This is a genomic window from Vibrio chagasii, from assembly GCF_002954585.1.
In the GTDB taxonomy this organism is placed as follows: domain Bacteria; phylum Pseudomonadota; class Gammaproteobacteria; order Enterobacterales; family Vibrionaceae; genus Vibrio; species Vibrio chagasii_A.
Map to the genome: position 1 here is coordinate 266458 of NZ_MSCI01000002.1, position 20421 is coordinate 286878.

The 20421-nt window shown below is 44.1% G+C and carries 14 protein-coding genes, 1 rRNA gene, 1 pseudogene and 1 other annotated feature (1 of these 17 only partly in view); of the genes and pseudogenes, 7 read left to right on the forward strand and 9 right to left on the reverse strand.

Going from position 1 to position 20421, the window contains the following annotated elements; genetic code table 11:
• Window positions 1-101: 101 nt before the first annotated feature.
• The gene (tyrA, locus tag BTO10_RS09305; protein WP_105024368.1) at window positions 102-1229 is read left to right on the forward strand and encodes a bifunctional chorismate mutase/prephenate dehydrogenase; all 1128 of its coding nucleotides are present in this window, start codon (window positions 102-104) and stop codon (window positions 1227-1229) included.
• A 128-nt stretch (window positions 1230-1357) separates the two neighbouring features.
• Here tyrA and BTO10_RS09310 read toward each other — a convergent pair whose 3' ends face one another.
• From BTO10_RS09310 to ettA, 3 genes are all read right to left on the reverse strand, one after another.
• Complete coding sequence (locus BTO10_RS09310; RefSeq protein WP_105024369.1) at window positions 1358-2389, reverse strand: M23 family metallopeptidase; 1032 nt, start codon at window positions 2387-2389, stop codon at window positions 1358-1360.
• A gap of 50 nt (window positions 2390-2439) precedes the next feature.
• Window positions 2440-2808 (reverse strand): PilZ domain-containing protein, encoded by a 369-nt coding sequence (locus tag BTO10_RS09315; RefSeq protein WP_105024370.1) that lies wholly within the window; start codon window positions 2806-2808, stop codon window positions 2440-2442.
• A gap of 90 nt (window positions 2809-2898) precedes the next feature.
• Window positions 2899-4566 (reverse strand): energy-dependent translational throttle protein EttA, encoded by a 1668-nt coding sequence (ettA, locus tag BTO10_RS09320; protein ID WP_105024371.1) that lies wholly within the window; start codon window positions 4564-4566, stop codon window positions 2899-2901.
• Between the two features lie 263 nt (window positions 4567-4829).
• On the opposite strand from ettA, the gene sltY reads away from it, so the two are divergent.
• Together sltY and trpR are read left to right on the forward strand one after the other, a co-directional pair.
• Window positions 4830-6779, forward strand: coding sequence for a murein transglycosylase (sltY, locus tag BTO10_RS09325; protein WP_105024372.1), 1950 nt, complete (start codon window positions 4830-4832; stop codon window positions 6777-6779).
• Between the two features lie 170 nt (window positions 6780-6949).
• On the forward strand, window positions 6950-7243 hold the full coding sequence (gene trpR / locus BTO10_RS09330) for a trp operon repressor (protein WP_004739494.1): 294 nt from the start codon (window positions 6950-6952) through the stop codon (window positions 7241-7243).
• A gap of 126 nt (window positions 7244-7369) precedes the next feature.
• On the opposite strand, the gene yjjX is transcribed toward trpR, so the two are convergent.
• From yjjX to BTO10_RS09360, 6 genes and pseudogenes are all read right to left on the reverse strand, one after another.
• Entirely contained in the window at window positions 7370-7891 is a 522-nt protein-coding gene (yjjX, locus tag BTO10_RS09335; protein ID WP_105024373.1) for an inosine/xanthosine triphosphatase, read from the reverse strand.
• Window positions 7854-10268, reverse strand: a pseudogene (locus BTO10_RS09340) (putative bifunctional diguanylate cyclase/phosphodiesterase). Before BTO10_RS09340 ends, yjjX begins: the two are co-directional and overlap by 38 nt.
• 269 nt (window positions 10269-10537) lie before the next feature.
• Window positions 10538-11713, reverse strand: coding sequence for a prephenate dehydratase (gene pheA, locus BTO10_RS09345; protein ID WP_105024375.1), 1176 nt, complete (start codon window positions 11711-11713; stop codon window positions 10538-10540).
• 12 nt (window positions 11714-11725) lie between these two features.
• Window positions 11726-11847 (reverse strand) — a sequence feature (Phe leader region).
• A gap of 110 nt (window positions 11848-11957) precedes the next feature.
• Window positions 11958-12293, reverse strand: a complete 336-nt coding sequence (gene hpf / locus BTO10_RS09350) for a ribosome hibernation-promoting factor, HPF/YfiA family (RefSeq protein WP_004739490.1) — start codon at window positions 12291-12293, stop codon at window positions 11958-11960.
• Window positions 12294-12715: 422 nt separating this feature from the next.
• Complete coding sequence (locus tag BTO10_RS09355; RefSeq protein WP_374955526.1) at window positions 12716-14140, reverse strand: MltF family protein; 1425 nt, start codon at window positions 14138-14140, stop codon at window positions 12716-12718.
• Between the two features lie 138 nt (window positions 14141-14278).
• Window positions 14279-15007 carry an outer membrane protein assembly factor BamD gene (locus BTO10_RS09360; RefSeq protein ID WP_004739486.1) on the reverse strand — a complete coding sequence of 243 codons (729 nt, stop codon included), beginning with the start codon at window positions 15005-15007 and terminating at the stop codon, window positions 14279-14281.
• Window positions 15008-15144: 137 nt separating this feature from the next.
• Between BTO10_RS09360 and rluD the strand changes: the two genes are divergently transcribed.
• From rluD to BTO10_RS23950, 4 genes are all read left to right on the forward strand, one after another.
• On the forward strand, window positions 15145-16119 hold the full coding sequence (rluD, locus tag BTO10_RS09365; protein ID WP_004739484.1) for a 23S rRNA pseudouridine(1911/1915/1917) synthase RluD: 975 nt from the start codon (window positions 15145-15147) through the stop codon (window positions 16117-16119).
• Between the two features lie 2 nt (window positions 16120-16121).
• Window positions 16122-16862 (forward strand): peptidoglycan editing factor PgeF, encoded by a 741-nt coding sequence (gene pgeF / locus BTO10_RS09370; RefSeq protein WP_105024376.1) that lies wholly within the window; start codon window positions 16122-16124, stop codon window positions 16860-16862.
• 142 nt (window positions 16863-17004) lie between these two features.
• A complete protein-coding gene (clpB, locus tag BTO10_RS09375; protein ID WP_105024377.1) occupies window positions 17005-19578 on the forward strand; it encodes an ATP-dependent chaperone ClpB in 2574 nt (857 codons plus the stop codon).
• A 524-nt stretch (window positions 19579-20102) separates the two neighbouring features.
• Window positions 20103-20421 (forward strand): 16S ribosomal RNA (locus tag BTO10_RS23950) (it continues 1243 nt past the right edge of the window).

A 20421-nucleotide genomic window follows, 5' to 3' on the forward strand; every position in this document is an offset into this window, starting at 1 on the left:
TCAGAGTTTAAAAGTTAAGTGCCTCATCTAATGGGGCATTTTAAGATCTGTTGCTAACGAAATCGGCGTTGGTACGGGCTTATAGATTAGTAAGGAATAAAATGGCCGTTGAACTGAACGAATTACGCGACCAAATTGATGCTGTCGATAAACAAATGCTGGATTTACTGGCTCAGCGACTTGCTCTCGTTGAGAAAGTTGGTGAGGTGAAAAGTGAACATGGATTACCTATTTATGTGCCGGAGCGTGAAGCGGCAATGTTGGCGTCTCGTCGTCAAGAAGCAGAAAAAATAGGGGTTCCACCACAGCTCATCGAAGATATTTTGCGTCGAACTATGCGTGAATCTTATGCCAGCGAAAAAGACTCTGGTTTTAAGTGTCTCAACCCACAATTGCGTTCAGTGGTTATCGTTGGTGGTAATGGTCAGCTTGGCGGCTTATTTGGCCGCATGTTTAAGCTTTCTGGCTATGAAGTTAAAGTTCTTGGTAGCCAAGATTGGGATAGAGCCGATGAAATCCTAGATAACGCAGGTCTCGTGGTTGTTACCGTTCCAATTCACTTAACGGAAGGTGTGATTGCGAAACTTGGTAACCTGCCAAGCGATTGTATCCTTTGTGATTTAACATCGATTAAATCAAAGCCGCTGCAAGCAATGATGAACATGCACCAAGGTCCTGTTGTCGGTCTACACCCTATGTTTGGCCCAGATGTACCAAGCTTAGCGAAACAGGTAATTGTTTACAGTGATGGGCGTGGTTCTGAAAGCTACCAATGGCTACTGGAACAATTTAGTATCTGGGGCGCAAGCCTATGCCAGATGGATGCTGCTGAGCACGACCACGGCATGACTCTGATTCAAGCACTTCGCCACTTTACCTCTTTTGCTTACGGCCTACACCTAAGCAAAGAGAATCCGAACATCGATCAGCTTTTGAAGCTTAGCTCTCCAATCTATCGTCTAGAAATTGCGATGGTTGGCCGTCTGTTTGCTCAAGACCCGAACTTGTACGGTGATATCATCCTCTCTTCAGATGAGAACATTGAGATGATTCGACGCTTCCACCGTTGTTTTGGTGAAGCACTCGAGATCTTAGACGGAAAAGATAAAGCCAAGTTTGTTGAGAGTTTTAATCAGGTGAGTGACTGGTTTGGTGACTACTCACAGCAATTCTTGCAAGAGAGTCAAAGTCTTTTAAAACAAGCACATGACTCGATTCATCGTGGCTAATCGCGGTTTAAAGATATAAAAAAGAGCGACCATTTGGTCGCTCTTTTTGTTTGTGTTGAATGCTCGCAATGCATTTGGCCTATGGTAGATAAAATGCTTTTGGATCATCATGGGCCAAACGACAAGCCCTAGTTCGTCGCGATAGGCGCTTTGTTATTCTCGTTCGATACTCGGTTATCTTCGCTTGATACCGTATCGATCGTTGAGCTGATGTAAGGCACGTTAGTTAGGTTGATCTGCAAGCGAACCACGTTATCTATAAGTTGAACCAGCGGGCCCCATTTCACCTTTTTCTCTTTCTCAAACGCGTAATTGAAATTCTCTGGTGTCCAATCCATCAAGTATTGAGGGTTCAATGAGCGGCCAAGGAAGCGTACTTCATAATGCAGGTGTGGGCCGGTTGAGTTACCTGAGTTGCCGCAGTTCGCAATCACATCACCTTTACTGACAAACTGACCGCTGCGAACTTTGAATTTTTGCAGATGCGCGTAAGAGCTCATGAAGCCGAAGGAATGGCGCATAGTGATAAAGTTACCAAAGCCTTTCTTGCTTGGACGAACCGTTTCAATCACACCATCTGCAGGCGCTAAGATATCTTCGCCGCGCTTACAAGTAAGGTCGATACCAGTATGGTTGTGGCGTTTGCCGGTAATTGGGTTAGTACGGCGACCGTAAGAAGACGAGATACGTTGATAAGCCATCGGACTATCATTAGGAATTAAGCGGAACATGGTAGCTCTTACCGCTGAATCGACGGCTGCTGCATCAATACGGTCTTCTAATGAAACCTCATCGGTGTGTAACTCTTCATCAGCCAGGCCAAGAACGGATTCCACATCGAATACACGCTTACCGAGTAGCTGAATCGTACCTTCTTTCTCAGTTAATGCTTGAGATAGGTTATGGTTGGTTTCAACCTGTTCCGCGTATAAAAACTCGGTCTGCTCTTTTTCAACAATCAGAGTTTCAATTAACTCTTGTGCATCACCGGCTTGTGCAGCCAGCTTGTTTTTACTCTCAAAGTGCATGTAGGTCGCACCACCAATCAATATTGGTACTGAGAGCAGGGAGGTCATGCATAAGAGTACGGCTTTTCGACCGAAGTAAAACGTCTGTTCCCCTTGGCTTGAGGGAATAGTAATGGATACTTTTTTAGACATGGTTCTGTATTAACTAAATGCTTCTAAAAGAAAAAAGGGTAATGGAGACACTATTCCTCGCCTAAGTCGGTAAGGTGTTCAATCTCTCTATAAAGCAGTTCATCGTCACCAACGTTAAGCTCAACAAGGCGCTTAAGGTGGCTGATACTATCAATATCTAAATGCTCTATGCGTAAACGCATTGAGGTATTGATGGTAGAGACTATCGTTGCTTCTAACTGAATGTTGATATCGCTGTTGGCCAGCTTAAAGCTAACGTGAACAGGGGTATCTTGGCTGAATCGTTGTAATTCATCGCATTGAATGAGTAAACCATGGAGAGACAAGTCTTGCACTGAGCCTGATACATTTATGTGTTCTTGTGAGATTTCACTCGGAACTTGATAAACAACTCGTGAAAATTGACGTCTTTCAATCATAAGTATTCTCTCTATATCGATACGTAATACGTAAGCCAGATATATCAAAGGCCGCTATTATCGCGGCCTTTGTTCAAAATACAAGCTTATTTACTTAGCAATACGTTTGTACTTGATGCGGTGTGGTTCTGCCGCTTGTGCGCCAAGAGTCTTCTTCAGCCACTCTGTGTACTCAGTATAGTTACCTTCATAGAAGTTAACTTGACCTTCATCACGGTAGTCTAAGATATGGGTCGCAATACGGTCTAGGAACCAACGGTCGTGCGAGATAACCATTGCACAGCCAGGGAACTCAAGTAGTGCTTCTTCAAGAGCACGTAGCGTTTCAACGTCTAGGTCGTTGGTAGGCTCATCGAGTAGCAGTACGTTACCGCCCGCTTTTAGTAGCTTAGCTAAGTGAACACGGTTACGTTCACCACCAGAAAGCTCACCGATGATCTTCTGTTGGTCGTTGCCTTTGAAGTTGAAACGAGAGCAGTATGCACGTGCTGGGATTTCGAAGTTGTTGATCTTGATGATATCAGCGCCTTCAGAGATCTCTTGGAATACTGTCTTAGTGTCGTCCATGCTGTCACGGAACTGATCAACAGAAGCAAGCTTAACTGTTTCACCCAGTTCAACCGTACCTGAGTCTGGTTGTTCTGCGCCGCTTAGCATCTTGAATAGTGTTGATTTACCCGCACCGTTGGCACCTACGATACCCACGATTGCACCCTTAGGCATGCTGAACGATAGGTCATCGATAAGAACGCGGTCACCGTATGACTTAGTTAGGTTCTTAACTTCAAGAACTTTGTCACCTAGGCGCTCACCTGGCGGGATGAATAGTTCGTTGGTTTCGTTACGCTTCTGGTATTGGCCAGTCGTCAGTTCTTCAAAACGAGCCATACGAGCTTTAGATTTAGCTTGACGACCTTTAGGGTTTTGACGAACCCACTCAAGTTCTTTCTCGATAGTCTTTTGACGTGCGCTTTCGCCAGCTTTCTCTTGCTTTAGACGCTCATCTTTTTGCTCTAGCCAAGACGTGTAGTTACCTTGCCATGGGATACCTTCACCACGGTCAAGTTCTAGAATCCAACCAGCAGCGTTGTCTAGGAAGTAACGGTCGTGGGTAATCGCCACAACAGTACCGCTGTAGTCCACTAGGAAGTGCTCAAGCCATGCAACTGATTCTGCATCCAGGTGGTTCGTTGGTTCATCAAGAAGCAGCATGTCTGGCTTCTCTAGAAGTAGACGACAGATAGCAACACGACGACGCTCACCACCAGAAAGGTGTTCAACCTTAGCATCCCATTCAGGAAGACGAAGTGCGTCAGCCGCGCGCTCTAGAGCTGCTTCTAGGTTGTGACCGTCTTTTGCTTGGATAAGTGCTTCTAGTTCGCCTTGCTCTTTTGCTAGCGCATCGAAATCTGCATCTGGTTCAGCATAAGCCGCGTAAACTGCGTCGATACGTTTAAGTGCGTCAGCAACATCAGAAACCGCTTCTTCTACGATTTCGCGAACTGTTTTTGATTCGTCTAGTACCGGCTCTTGAGGTAGGTAACCTACGTTAAGGCCTTGTTGTGCACGAGCTTCGCCATCGATATCAGTATCAATACCAGCCATGATACGTAGTAGGGTAGATTTACCTGAACCATTTAGACCCAAAACACCGATTTTAGCGCCAGGAAAAAAGCTAAGAGAAATGTCTTTAAGAATTTGACGCTTAGGTGGAACAGTTTTGCTCACCCGAGACATGGTATATACGTATTCAGCCATTGCCGATCGATCCTAGTTATTGTTCAAAATTGTTAGCTATTTTATACCAATATCCCTAAAGATGTTACTCCTAGGAAAGAAAAGCCATTCTTGAACGAATTCTTACTTACTATTGTCACATTGGTTATTAAAACTATATTTAATATGCTTCTTAGATGAAGTGTTAAATATTAATAATATTTACACTCAATTCCTTTACATTTTATGTGGTGTCGGGCGTAAATAGATTTCACGTATTCATACACGCACTAAGGAAAGAGCGAATGTTTTTCCGAATTGGTAATACGAAGGTTGCTGTGGCTGCATCGGCAATCTTGTCTTCAGTTTTACTGGCTCCAATGGCTATGGCTAGCAATGCCTCAGAGTTAGAAATGCAGCGTGATGTTTATGATAGAGCGCAAGAGGTTTTAGACAACCGTGATCTAAAAGCTTATTCAGCACTGCGCAGCAAAATTCAAACATACCCTCTCACGCCTTACACCGATTATCGAGCTTTCCTTATTGGCTTAGGTGATCGCACTCCGGCGGAAGTGGATGCGTTTATTGAAGAGAACAAAGCCCTACCATTTTCTAATCGTATGCGAGCACCATATCTAGATGTGCTGGCTTCTAGAAAACAGTGGCAAACCATCCTCGAATTTCAGACCAAAGAGCCGGTGGGTGAAAAGTACCAATGCATTTATTACCGAGCGAACTATGAGCAAGGTAATCAAGAATTGGCTTTTAAAGGGGCGAAGCAGCTTTGGTTGAGCGGTGATGGTGTTGATGACGCTTGCGACCCGTTATTTAAGAGTTGGGATCAAGCAGGCTTAAGAACCGATGAACTGATTTTAGAGCGTATGCTGTTAGCGTTTGAAGGACGTAACGGTAAGCTGATGACCTATCTGATCAAGCAATTGGATCATAATGAGTCAATTGCTCAAGCTAAGCAGATGAAGGCGTTGTACAACAAGCCTGAAAACGTGCTCACATTCGCGAAGAAGCATCCAGCCAATGAGTTTTATCAAGCTCAAACGGAGTTTGCTTTTGAGAAGCTCGCGCGAAAATCGGCTAGCAGTGCCCAAGAAGTATTCGATGGTGTCATCAAGGCTCAGAAGTTTTCTGAAGAGAAATCTCAAGAGCTCGCGGATTACCTGACTTTCCGTTTGATTAATACCGATTCTGAAGAGTTGATGGAATGGCGAGACGAGGTATTGGCGAGTTCGTCGAAACAAGTCTTACTCGAACGTCGCGCCCGCTTGGCTATTCAGCATGCCGATTGGACTGGATTGAAAGAGTGGATTGCCCGCTTAGACGACAAGCACCAAGCGTCATTGCGCTGGCAATACTGGTTAGGCAGGGCTGAAATAGCAACAGGTGATACCGCAAAGGGTAACCAACGTCTGTCTGATATTTTAGGTCAGCGTAATTTCTACAGTGTTGCGGCGGCAAAGCAGTTAGGTAAACCGATTCAATATCCAACCTCTACGTTGAAATACAACCCAGAAACAGTGAAGCCTTTTAGTACTTCGCTGACTCGTATCGATGAACTGATCACTCGCGATAAAATTGCCGCAGCCAAAAGTGAATGGCGCTGGCTACTTACCAACGCAGATAAAGAGCAAAAAGAGATGCTTGCTGCTTACGCTGCGACACAGCGTTGGAATCACTTCACTGTGATTGCCAGTATTTCAGCGAAAATGTGGGATAACATTGCGTTGCGTTTCCCGGTCGCTCATAAGTGGTGGTTTAACTTCTACGCAGAGAAGCATGATATTGACCCAATCACATTGATGTCTCTAGCAAGACAAGAGAGTGCGATGGATTCTGAAGCTCGTTCTCCTGTTGGAGCGCGTGGTGTTATGCAAATTATGCCAAAGACAGCGCAATACACGGCGAACAAGCACAAGATTAAGTACAAGGGTAGCGATGACCTTTACGATGTCGGCAAGAATATCGAAATTGGTAGCCACTACTTAGATGGTTTGCTTACTCAATATGACAACAACCGTATCTTCGCTTTTGCAGCCTACAATGCAGGTCCGAGCCGTGTGAAACAGTGGCGTTCTCGCAGTGATGAAAAGCTTGATGCCTTCGCTTTTATTGAGATGATTCCATTCAAAGAGACACGCGGTTACGTTCAGAATATCTTAATGTTTGAGACTTATTACCGAGACATCTTAGGTGAGCAGGGTGAGTTTTTGGCTCCCCATGAGGTGAAAACTAAATACTAGAGGCCGATAAGGCCTGAAACTGAGTGACAATCGAAGGCAGTGAGTGCGAACCATTTCCGCTTACTGCCTTTTTACATTGGATCACATCCAGTATTTCGGTATAAAGTGGTAAACGCTTTCAATCGATAAGCGACTCTTTAAAGTCTGAATTTAAAAGTAAGTGTAGAGATATGGCATCACAACCTGAATATGATAACTGGCAACAACTCATGGATTTAGTTAAGACAGCGGTTGAGAAAGATCAGCATGAACTGTTGTTGACCATGATGATGACGCCCGATGAGCGAGATGCTCTGGTTGCTCGAATTAATATTTTTTGTGAGCTAATGAAAGGTGAAATGTCTCAAAGACAAGTAAGCCAAATGCTGGGAGTCGGCGTGGCAACCATCACCAGAGGCTCGAATGAGCTCAAGGCAAAATCAGAACAAGAGAAAGCGGTTATTGCCGATCTGCTGCTTAAGTAATACTGGGCTTAAGCTATTACTGGATAGTGAGAGTACGAATTGAAAAAACGCTAACTGATGGTTAGCGTTTTTTAGTTTCTCAAGCTTGCAATCGAGTTGCTAGAGAGCTTGAGAAGCATTCATTGGTTAAGCTGAGAAATGTTCAGGATTCACAAATGGGATCAGCGCTAAGATTAACGCTTGATGATAGACCGAGCTACGTGAAAGCTGGTTATGTGTCAGTAAACCAATTGCTCCACCTTTTTGTTTGATATTGTCTGTACCAAACACTTCATCCATCACATCACCAAGTTCGTTAGCGTGTTGTAGCTTTTCAATAACGGCTGGTGGCAGCATCAGGCTTGCCGAGCGAGATTCTCCACGTTGACCATTTGATTCAATCACCATCCAAGCAAACGTGACACCGCCTTCGATTCCCGCTTCTAACCCGACATAGAAATCCGCATTAGGTTGCTGTTGTGTCGCGTTGTGTACACGGTTCACTGCACCTTGATAGGTCTCATCATTGCTCATGGGCTGATCGGCAACACCACTTGGCACACTTACACCCGTGAACTCAAACTCGGTGTTGGGAAACGCAGAGACAAAAGCACTTTTGACAGCATTGATCTTAGCGGGATTTAGCGAGGCGATGATGACAGATTTCATGTGTTCGATTCTTATAGTCGGTTGATTCAGTTGGTACGTGTTAATCGTTCTGTTGCTGCTTAAATCGCTGTTGGTGTTCTTGATACCAGTCACTCAGGTCATTGAGAGGCATAGGCTTACCAAAGTAGAAACCTTGCAGCATGTCGCAATGCGCGTCTTGTAACCATTGGTGCATCTCTTTGGTTTCGATACCTTCAGCAGTCACGGTTTTGCCTTGCGCATGACACAGTCCGATCACAGGCTTAACTATGTTCTGATTGTCTGTTTCGATCAAGGCTTCCAAGAAACCTTTATCCAATTTGATTTTTTGCGTCGGGTACTCAACCAATTGAGTTATGGATGTGTAGCCCGAACCAAAATCATCAATAGCTAATCGGTAGCCCATTCGAGCGAGTTCGTTGAGTAGCGGAAAGCCATGTGAATTTGAATAGAAGGTCTCGGTGATTTCAAAATCAATCAAGCTTGGTGGAATGCCATTAATCTTGGCATGTTGTTCAATGAAATCTGCGAGGTGCGTAGTCTCTATCCCGGCAGAAGATAGGTTGATAGACAGCTGAATTGAGTGATCAAATTGAGCCTGAAGCTGATGGAAAGAAGCAAAGGCATTCTCGATAACCCAGCGATCGACGAGTTCGAACAGGCCTGTTTGCTCAGCAATTGGAATAAACTCATTGGGAGCAACTGTACCAAGCTGTTCTGACTCCCAGCGTAGCAGTACTTCAACCCCTATCACGTGGTTTCCTGCAGCGTCCATATATGGCATGTAAACGAGTTTAAACTCTTCATCAAAGTTCTGATCTCTCAGAGCTCGTTCAATATTGGCTTGACGTTGAATGGTTTTATCCAAGTCTAACGAGTAATCCGCGAACTGATTCTTACCAGCATGTTTCGCTTGGTACATGGCGGTGTCCGCGTTTGAGAGTAGTTTCTCGATGGTATACCCATCATTTGGATAGGTCGCGATACCAATACTCACTGTAATTGGAAAGCTTCCTGAGTCGGTGATAAACCCTTTTTGTAGCGGAGCGAGTAACTTTTCAGAGAATTGATGCGCAATATTGTCGGCATTCGCTGGGGCATTGATATAGACAACAAACTCATCGCCCGACAAGCGCGCAGGCATGCAGTGAGCGTTGTCTCTTTTTTGATATTCACTACAGAGCTTTGTGATGCGCTCAGCAAAGGAGATGAGAATCGAGTCCCCAATTTGGTGTCCGTATTTGTCGTTCACAAACTTGAAGTTGTCTAAGTCTAGATAGAGCACCCAGGTATTGGTTTTCGAGTTGGGTTCTGGAAGAGATTGCTGAACAAACGACTGAAATTGAAGTCGGTTGGGGATCTGGGTCAGCTGGTCATTTTCTGCCAACACTTTGGTTTGTTGGTAGGTGTTATCGAGCTCTTGATACATGTCGTAAAAGCGTTGTGATAAGCGGCCTAATTCATCATTTGTACCTAAGCGCTCAATGTTCTTTCTTTGCTTTTTTTCGACCTGTTGCAGCTGCTTATCCAAACTTGTGATTGGATTGATTACACAGCGAGATAAAAGCATGAGTAATAAGCCCATGCTGACAAAAGCAGAAAGAGCAAATGACACGCTGAGCTCATTCCAGATGGATTTGAGTTTGTTGTCCAACAAAAAATGAGCAGGGTCGAGTGTTGCGTAAAATTCAGGCCCTAGCTTTACTGATTGAGTTAAGCCATGTCCGAGGGATATTGGCTCATTGGTAAAGAAAAGGCTGGTTTGATAGTCAAACTCTATCTGTTTTCGTAGTGAATTAAACTTATCGAGAGAAACAGATACGACGAGAAAAAACACATCGTTGAGTTGTTCGCTTATCGGAGCGGAAACGCTCTTTTTATCGAGTACTTCATAGTGAACAAGCACACCTTCACCTTGTGAGTTTTGGATGTAGTCAGTACTCGAAGTGGTTTGTTTTTCTTGATATTGATGTTCAACGAACTCTAAGACTTTAGGATCCATCTCTGCAAAGGGATCTCGGCTATTTTCGGCGTAATAGCTGACAGTGCGATCACTGTCTAGCAGAGCGAGTCCGGTAAAGCTGTCGTCGCCATCTTGCAATAACTTAACGGTTTCGTGCAGGTCATCGATGAGTGCGAGTTCTTGGCTAGGGTTCTCTTCTGCCAAGAAGAAGCGTTTAATCATGTCACTTTTAGTGAGTGCATAAGAATAGCTATTAAGAAAAGAGCGTGACTGGCGAAAGTGACCGGCCAGTTTTTCCATGCTTAATTGTAGAGCGTTATCTTCGCGTTTGATGAAACTGTTTTTTTGAGTCGAGTAGATGATATAGCTGGAGGCCGCAGTACTTATCAGAATTACGGGTGCAATCAGAAGTAATATTTTCGTACTTAGCTTCATGGCTACTCACAACATGGTTTATAAATTTGAGCGCGTAAGTTTATGTTACTTGGGGTGAGCTCGCTATCAATTACACGTTGTACGGTGCTTTCCTGTGAAGGCGGTAAGGTTTTGTCTTTATTGATAAAAAAGCCACTAAAGAGTTTTCTATTAGAAAAGCGTAGGGCTACTGATAGGGGGAGGTAGTGTAGAACGATAAACCAGTTTTAAGTATTTGGCCTACTGTAGGCCAAATACTTATTCTGGTTGAAAGCGTTATTCGTTTTCGGCTACGACAGCTTAACCTGAGTCGCTTTGATATTTTCACTTGGGTAGCAACCAAGGACTTTTAAGTGACGAGTAATGGCCGTCAACTCGGTGATCGCTTTCTGCATATTATCTGAGTCTAGGTGTGCTTCTAAGTCCACATAGAACATCTCTTCCCAAGGGTTACCCATAATCGGACGAGACTCAAGCTTAGTCATGTTGATACCTAAGCGTTGCAGAATCAGTAGTGTCTCTACTAATGAACCAGCCTCTTGTGAAGTCGACATAATTAGTGTCGTCTTCGCTGGAATTTGCGTTGATACTTCAACTGGCTTGCGTGCTACCACGATGAAACGCGTGTGGTTCTCTGTCTGATTTGCAATGTTACCTTGGATTGGCTGAAGCCCGTAAAGCTTACCGCTCGATGCGTTACCAATCGCCGCGACATCATCACCGTCCAGATCTTTCACCTTTTTCATGGCGTCAGCTGTGCTGGCACAAGATTCAAGGGTGACATCTTTAAGTCGGCTCAAGAACTCACTGCATTGTTGATGAGGTTGTGGGTGAGAATAGAGGGTTTTGATGTCTTCTAAACGGATATCATTCTTAGCAACTAGGCAGTGCTCAATTGGTTGAGATAGCTCACCTACGATATAAAGCGTCGTGTGTTGAAGCAGGTCGTACACTTCGTTAATAGAACCTGAGCTGGTGTTCTCAATCGGCAATACACCGTAATCTGCATGTCCAGACTCTACTGTTGAGGCAACCTCTTTGAAATGGCTACAGTTTAGCTCAATCAACTCCATATTCCTGCGGCTGAAGTATTCGCGGCTTGCAAGGTGCGAGTAAGAGCCTTTAGAACCCAAGAATGCCACGCGAGCCAAAGGCTTACGGCTTTGTGGATTGGCGAGGTTTTGTAAGTATGACTGTTGCAGTAGAACTGAATCTTCAATGATGGTGTGAAACAGCTTAGTAATGTACTGAGCGTCCAGTTCGTATTTGTCTTTACCGTTGTTAATCAGCTTAACTAGCAGTTGTTGTTCTCTTACTGCATCACGAACTGGCTTTGATGTCTCTACCTTGCTTTTAGCCACTTCGATACTTAGCTTGCGACGTTCTGAAAGTAGCTTCAGTAGTTCGTCATCTAAATCATTAAGACGAAGGCGGATATCATCCAGTGAAATTGAGCGGTCAGTCATAAATGTGTCCTTATAAAAAAGCCTCCCTAGTTTGGGAGGCTTCTTGTTCGTTTTTGACTTGTTTTTCTAAAACGACTTAGCCTCCGATTTACGGAAGAAAAAAGAAGTCAAAAATAAACAAAGATTGAGTTTGCATAAAAAGTGATTGTTTTATGAATGTTTAAACACAATAAGCAAGCGAGCTACGAGCGTCAAGCAAAAAAATAGCGCCCTGAGGCGCTATTTTTTAATCTGTTATCTTTCCTTATTCTACTTCAGCTTCTAGCTCTTCGATTTCAGGCTTTTCAGCGCGGCGCGCTTCTGGTTTATGGCGTAGCTTGTTGAGTTGACGCTCTAGTTTTTGTTCTACTTCGTTGATAGCCACGTAGAGGTCGTCATGGATTGATGAAGCTACAAGTTGTCCTTTTGGTACAGTGATTACCGCTTCAAATTTCTTCTTCTTGTTTGGCTCTTCACTAAAGCTCGCTTGGCAACCAATGATGTCTACTTGCCATTTATCCAGCTTTTTAAATTTGCTTTCTATGTGATCACGGATTGCAGAGGTAATGTCGATGTTTTTACCAGTGATGTTCATTTTCATAGAAGTTTTCCTCTGTTGTATCCCTCATGGGTTAACTTCAGATTACGACTTTTGGGAATTGATAATGTGATCTAGATCCTGTTTTGGTTGGGTGGGATGAGCATTAAAATCAAATGTGATCTTACGCAAGTCTTGATATCTTTTTGGTGAAAAATGCTTGTTATCCTTATGAAAAACGATAAGTTGGAGGCAAGGCTTCGCTAAAAATTAAATCAGTTTTTAGGGGCGTCTTACAGCTTACAGAAAGTGTTTGATGGATATTTATCCAAAAGCATTTTGTGATCCAGAGCACGTGATACATATCGCTAGGTAAGCTTCCTCAGAATTAGACAAACAAAAGCCGCATAACTTTGCTGATGCGGCTTTTGTGTTTTTGTCTTTACTCAATGTCTTTTCTTGTCTGACTCAAGTTTAAAGTCGCTCTAATCATTCGTTTTGAGCAATCTCGCTGTGCCGTTCTCTCTAATCGCATTGATTGCTTCTAGCTGCTTATATATGACGAAGTAGCGATTGATATTGGCAACGTAGGTGACAGGCTCTTTACTGACGTATTTACGTGTAATGATCTCTACATTTTTAAACCAGATGTTTGGGTTGTAGCCTTTCTTCTTCGCAAGGTTCCTCATTTTTCTGATCTTAGCGGGGCCTGCATTATAGGAGGCGAGAGTAAAGTAAAGCTGGTTATCTGGAGTAATGGCTGGGTCATCAAAATATCTATCTTTAATGAAGCGCATGTACTTTACGCCAGCATGGATGTTGTTATCGACGATGTGGATATTCTTGATGTTGACGTTTTTGTCTCTCGCAGTACTAGGGAGAACCTGCATTACTCCAATAGCACCTCGGTGGGAGACTCTGCTTTGATCAAGGCCCGACTCCTGGAAGCCTTGCGCAGACATCATCAAAGGATCGAATTCATACTTACTCGAATACTTTTCAAAAACATCCGCCAGTTTAGCAACACGGTCAACTTTGTTCGGGTTGAGCGCGCGGCCTAACCAACGAGTATTATCGATGTATTTCTTATAGATCACGTTCCCAAGCAGGGTGCCTGTTCGAGCGGTCTTAACGTATTTGTTTATCTCTTTCTTTAGTTGAGGGCTGTCTTTTCTTAATGCCCACGCTATTTGACCATTTTCGCGTAAAGGTAAGTCGTGATGGACTTGGATGTTTTCCATGACATCGATCCAGAGTTTCGCTTTGTGGCTGTCTAGAATCGTACCTTGTATATAGCCTTGGTTAACGAGTTCGATCAGTTCATAGTCTTGCAGGGACTCTTCGATGAAGTGGACATGCAGTGGCGGTAAACCCAGTTCGTTGAGTTCTTTATTGACCCTTTGCACGCTTTCGAAGTAACTAGAGCTTGCTCTAATCCATACTTCCTTACCGCTGAGTTGCTTGATCTCGGTGAGCGGTTCTAAGTTCTTACCTGTGATAATGAGCTCTTTGCCGTCTTTAATCAGAGGGTCCGAAAAGTCGATCACCTTTAATCGCTTATCGGTTACGGTAAGGTTTGCAACAGCAATATCGCCATAGCCTGACTGTAAAGAGGGGAGCAGGTCATCTCGTTGCACAGGAATAATTTGAACGTTCAGGTAAGGGTGTTTTTTACGAAGACTTTTTTCGAAGTGATAAAGCATCTCGGCAACGATGCCTTTGGGCTTGCCATCTTCTATGTAGTAAAAGCCGAGGTCAGCAGAAACCAGCACTCTCACCGTTCCTTTGGTTTTGAGTACATCTAGGTCCCCCATGTAAGGCTTATTGCTTAATGGCGAGAGCTCTAATGCGTGGGAAAATTGGCTAAATAGCACGATCCCAATAAATAATAACAACCTACTCACACCCACACTCCATGTTGATGTTTTGTTAAAAGTTATTTATTGAAGATACCGTGTATTGTGCGATTCATCAAGTTCGTGGAATGTGTTTAAAAAAAGCGCGCTAGTAAATTAGCGCGCTTTTTTAGTCATAAAAGGAATGGTTGGCTAAGGTAATGGGTTTAGCTCAATCAAGGCTTCTGTTCTTTGAACTGCATCCTCAAGGCCAAGCTGTTTGTAGGCCTCTAGCTGAATTTTTAGAGACTTACGCGCAGCGATGGTATCTGGGTAAGTCTTTTGCAACTCTTGCGTTCTATTGATTGCAGCAATCCAAGCTTCACGACGCAGATAGAAATCTGCCGTTGCTAGGTCGTAATCTGCCAAACGGTTTTTAAGTGCGAACATGCGTTTTTGTGCATCTTCTGCGTAAGGGCTTGCAGGGAAGCGCTCTAATAGTCGTTTGAAATCAGCAAAAGCGAGTTTTACTGGTTCAGGATCTCGGTCGCTACGGTCGATATTAAAAATATCGTGCATAAAGTTTCTGTCTTGTGCCATGTGCGTTAGGCCGCGCATGTAAAGAACCCAGTCTTGTTTTTCGTGAGTTGGGTTTAAACGCAAGAAACGTGAAATGGTCGCTAGGCCAAGCGCTAGGTCATCATTTTTGTAGTAAGCGTAAATCAGGTCTAGCTGTACTTGTTCAGAATAGGCGCCGAAAGGGTAACGAGAGTCTAGGGCTTCTAGCTTTTCAATGGCAGAAAGCCAGCTACCACTTTGTAGCGATTCTTGCGCCTCAGAATAGAGAACCGATGGCGGTACATCTGGCACTATCTCTTCGGTACTTGAACAACCAGCCAAGAGTGATACGGCTAATAGACCCGCTAAAGTAAGGTGTTTCATGTCAGGCGTCGATTCCTTGAATTAAATATTTCGTAAGCTTCCGTTACTTTCTAACCAGTAACAGATACAATGATGCAATTATTCTATTTTATCCATACTAATGGGTATTAGTCTCACGGTTTTTAAAAAAGTTCGATATGGCTCAGCAGATCACATTAACAGACACAGTAAAAAGCAGCCAGTTAGGTCAACGTTTAGACCAAGCTGTCGCTGAACTATTTACCGATTTTTCTCGCTCTCGTATTAAAGAGTGGCTTCTTGACGGCAAAGTCCAAGTGGATGGCGAAGTTATTACCAAGCCACGCGTTAAGGTTATGGGCGGAGAAGAGATCATCTTACAAGCTGAACTTGAAGATGAAGAGCGCTGGGAAGCACAAGACATTCCTCTAGACATTGTCTTTGAAGATGAACATCTGCTGGTGATCAACAAACCACGTGATTTTGTTGTTCACCCAGGAGCAGGTACGCCGGATGGAACCGTGCTAAACGCGTTACTGCACCACTACCCACAAATCGCTGAAGTACCTCGTGCAGGTATTGTTCACCGTCTCGATAAAGACACAACAGGTCTTATGGTTGTTGCTAAAACAGTACCAGCTCAGACTCGTCTTGTTCGTGCATTGGCTAAGCGTCGTATTACTCGTGAATACGAAGCGATTGCAATCGGCAAAATGACCGCTGGTGGCATGGTAGAAAAAGGCATTAGCCGCCACGCAACCAAGCGTACTTTGATGGCTGTGAATGAAACGGGCAAGCCAGCGGTAACTCACTACCGCGTTGCTGAACACTTCCGTGAACACACACGTATTCGTCTACGCCTAGAAACGGGTCGTACTCACCAAATCCGTGTACACATGTCTTACCTTCAGCATCCACTGTTAGGTGATATTGCATACGGCGGTCGTGCACGTATTCCAAAAGGCGCATCAGAAGAATTAACGAAGATGATTCGTGCTTTTGATCGTCAAGCTCTTCACGCGGTTATGCTTAAATTTGTTCACCCAATTACGGGCGAAGAAGTTGAGTTCCATGCACCTGTGCCAAATGACATGGTTGTGATGGCCGAAGCACTGCGCGTTGATGCTCGCGATAACCTAGAAGAAGACATTTAATTATGTCGATGATCATCCCTAACTGGAACGCACCAAGTAACGTGAAGGCTTTTGCTTCGACGCGTGTTGGTGGTTTTTCTGCTGATGCATATCAAGGGCTAAATCTCGGTATGCATGTTGGGGATGATGCTTCACTGGTTGAACGTAACCGAATATGGCTTACGCAACACGCTAACATGCCCGCAGCACCGATATGGCTAAACCAAACACATTCTACTGATGTTGTTACGGTCTTAGAGCCAACATCCAATGTTCTCGACGCTGATGGTGCGTTTACTACAGCGACTGGGGTTGTGTGTTCAGCGATGACGGCGGATTGTTTACCAGTGATTCTTACTGATACTAAAGGCACTCGAGTTGCTGCGGTTCATGCCGGATGGCGTGGTCTTGCTGGTGGTATTCTTGAAAATGCAGTCGCAAAGTTTTCTAATCTCAGCTCTGACAACCAGATCATTGCTTGGCTAGGCCCAGCGATTGGCAAACAAGCCTTTGAGGTTGGTGATGATGTGTTAGAAGCTTTCGTTAGTTTTGACCCTCAAGCCAAACTTGCATTCAAAGCGAAAATTGAACCGGGCAAATGGTTAGCGAACATGTCTCAGCTTGCTACACAACGACTGACTAAAGTGGGTGTTTCGCAAGTGACGGATTCGAACCTTTGTACTTTTGCCGATTCTGATGCTTTCTATTCTTATCGTCGAGATGGCGTTACTGGCCGTCAGGCTACCTTTATTTGGCTAGAGTAACGTTTAGTAAGTGTCCGCTTTTATCCAGCGCAATTATATTTCTATATAAACTCTATTCTTCATTCCTATCCCTTGAAAATCCGCGTTACCGTATCCATCTTCTAGCCATAAGATAAACATATCTAAGAGTAGGAAGGTTGGCATGCGTCTCGATCGATTCACTAGTAAATTTCAAATTGCGATATCTGATGCTCAGTCGCTCGCATTAGGTCGTGATCACCAATATATAGAGCCTGTACACCTATTGGTGTCGCTATTAAATCAAGATGGTAGTGCGATCCGTCCATTGCTTACCATGTTGAATATTGATGTGGTTCAGTTGCGTTCAAAACTAAGCGAAATATTAGACCGTGTACCGAAAGTAAGTGGTATCGGTGGTGATGTTCAGCTTTCGAATGCAATGGGTACTCTATTCAATCTATGTGACAAGGTCGCACAAAAGCGCCAAGATACATACATTTCTTCGGAAGTCTTCCTACTTGCCGCCATTGAAGATAAAGGTCCTTTAGGTAACTTACTTAAAGAGCTAGGTCTTACTGAGCAAAAATTATCTCAAGCTATCGAGCAGGTTCGTGGCGGTCAAAAAGTTGATGACCCAAATGCCGAAGACCGACGCCAAGCGTTAGAGAAGTTCACCATCGATCTGACTGAAAGAGCGGAGCAAGGCAAGCTCGATCCTGTTATCGGTCGAGATGACGAAATTCGTCGTACCATCCAAGTTCTTCAGCGCCGTACTAAGAACAACCCTGTCATTATCGGTGAACCAGGTGTAGGTAAGACAGCTATCGTTGAAGGTTTGGCTCAGCGCATTATTAATAATGAAGTGCCAGAAGGCTTAAGAGGTCGACGCGTACTTTCATTAGACATGGGCGCTTTGGTGGCTGGTGCCAAATACCGTGGTGAGTTTGAAGAGCGTTTGAAGTCAGTTCTCAATGAATTGTCTAAAGAAGAGGGCAATATCATTCTCTTCATCGATGAAATTCATACCATGGTCGGCGCTGGTAAAGGTGAAGGTTCTATGGATGCGGGTAATATGCTGAAACCAGCATTGGCTCGTGGTGAACTTCACTGCGTTGGCGCGACGACTCTTGATGAATACCGTCAACATATAGAGAAAGACCCAGCGTTAGAGCGCCGTTTCCAAAAAGTGCTGGTCGATGAACCAACGGTTGAAGACACGGTGGCGATTCTTCGTGGCTTGAAAGAGCGTTATGAGCTTCACCATCATGTAGAAATTACCGACCCTGCCATTGTCGCAGCGGCAACACTATCTCATCGATATGTTTCTGATCGTCAACTGCCAGATAAAGCAATTGATCTGATCGATGAAGCCGCATCGAGTATCCGTATGCAGATCGATTCAAAACCTGAATCTCTGGATAAACTCGAGCGTAAGATCATTCAGCTTAAGATCGAGCAACAAGCGCTGACTAATGAAAACGATGAAGCCAGTGAAAAGCGTCTTCGCACATTACAAGCGGAGCTTTCAGATAAAGAACGTGATTTTGCTGAACTTGAAGAAGTGTGGAACGCTGAGAAAGCAGCATTGTCTGGCACGCAACATATCAAATCAGAGCTAGAACAAGCTCGTATGGATATGGATTTTGCAAGACGTGCTGGTGATCTAAATCGAATGTCTGAACTGCAATATGGTCGTATCCCAGAGTTGGAGAAGCAACTAGACCTTGCTACTCAAGCTGAAATGCAGGAGATGACATTATTACGCAATAAGGTGACTGATGCAGAAATTGCAGATGTTTTATCAAAGCAAACGGGGATTCCGGTTTCCAAGATGTTAGAAGCAGAAAAAGAGAAGCTTCTAAAGATGGAAGGGGTTCTGCATAAGCGAGTTATTGGGCAAGGCGAAGCGGTAGAAGTGGTTTCGAATGCGATTCGTCGTAGCCGTGCTGGTTTATCGGATCCGAATAAGCCAATTGGTTCGTTCCTATTCCTTGGCCCAACCGGGGTAGGTAAAACGGAGCTTTGTAAAACGCTCGCTAACTTCATGTTTGATAGTGACGATGCAATGGTACGTATCGACATGTCTGAATTTATGGAGAAGCACTCTGTTGCTCGTTTAGTCGGCGCGCCACCGGGTTATGTTGGTTATGAGGAAGGTGGCTACTTAACTGAAGCAGTTCGTCGTAAGCCATATTCAGTAATCTTGTTGGATGAAATTGAGAAAGCGCACCCAGATGTTTTCAATATTTTACTTCAGGTTCTTGATGACGGGCGTCTTACCGACGGACAAGGTCGTACGGTCGACTTCAGAAATACGGTAGTGATCATGACATCGAACTTGGGTTCTGCGAGAATCCAAGAAAACTTCAATACGCTTGATTACCAAGGCATCAAAAATGAAGTGATGGAAGTGGTAGGTAAACATTTCCGACCAGAGTTTTTGAACCGTGTTGATGAAAGTGTGGTGTTCCATCCATTGGGACAAGAACACATTAAGTCGATTGCTTCTATTCAGCTTCAACATTTAAGTAAGCGAATGGAAGACAATGGCTATGAGTTAGAAGTATCCGAGAAGGCGCTTGACCTAATTGCTCAGGTTGGCTTTGACCCAGTTTATGGTGCAAGACCATTAAAACGAGCGATTCAACAGAGTGTTGAGAACCCGCTGGCGAAAGCGATATTGGCAGGTAAGGTTAACCCGGATAAAAAAGTGCAGCTATTGGTTAATAACGACAGAATTATTGCTCACCAGTAATTGAGGCATAAACAATAGGTACGATTCGCTAAATTTAGGCTAAATCGTACCTATTTCGAACGCTTTGTATAAATACTATTCGAACAGTCGCCAGTGGCGGCTTTTTTTCGTTTTAAGCCTTGTGCACAAGATTATTCTCTCTATAATGCGCGTCCGTTGTCAGGGATAACCAAGTGGTTTGAACCGAGCAGCGAAGCGGCAAATAAGCATTTAAGATGCTTGAAAAAATTAGCAGGAAAAAGTGTTTGACACTGAATCCCAATTCGCTAGAATGGCCGTCCACTTCGAGAGGCTCCTTACGAAAAGGAGCGATTAAGAAGTTAAGCTCTTTAATAATTTAAACCTATCAATCTGTGTGGGCACTCGTTGATGAATATCAAAAATGAAACTTCGGTTTCAACTTGATTTCAATGAACTGAGTGACCAATTCGAATCGTAAGATTCGGCACAGTCAATTCAACATTACTTAGCTTTTTATTAAGCGAAGAAAATGTAATCAGTATTCATTGAGTCGACAAAATCTTAAATTGAAGAGTTTGATCATGGCTCAGATTGAACGCTGGCGGCCGGCCTAACACATGCAAGTCGAGCGGAAACGAGTTATCTGAACCTTCGGGGAACGATAACGGCGTCGAGCGGCGGACGGGTGAGTAATGCCTAGGAAATTGCCTTGATGTGGGGGATAACCATTGGAAACGATGGCTAATACCGCATAATGCCTACGGGCCAAAGAGGGGGACCTTCGGGCCTCTCGCGTCAAGATATGCCTAGGTGGGATTAGCTAGTTGGTGAGGTAATGGCTCACCAAGGCGACGATCCCTAGCTGGTCTGAGAGGATGATCA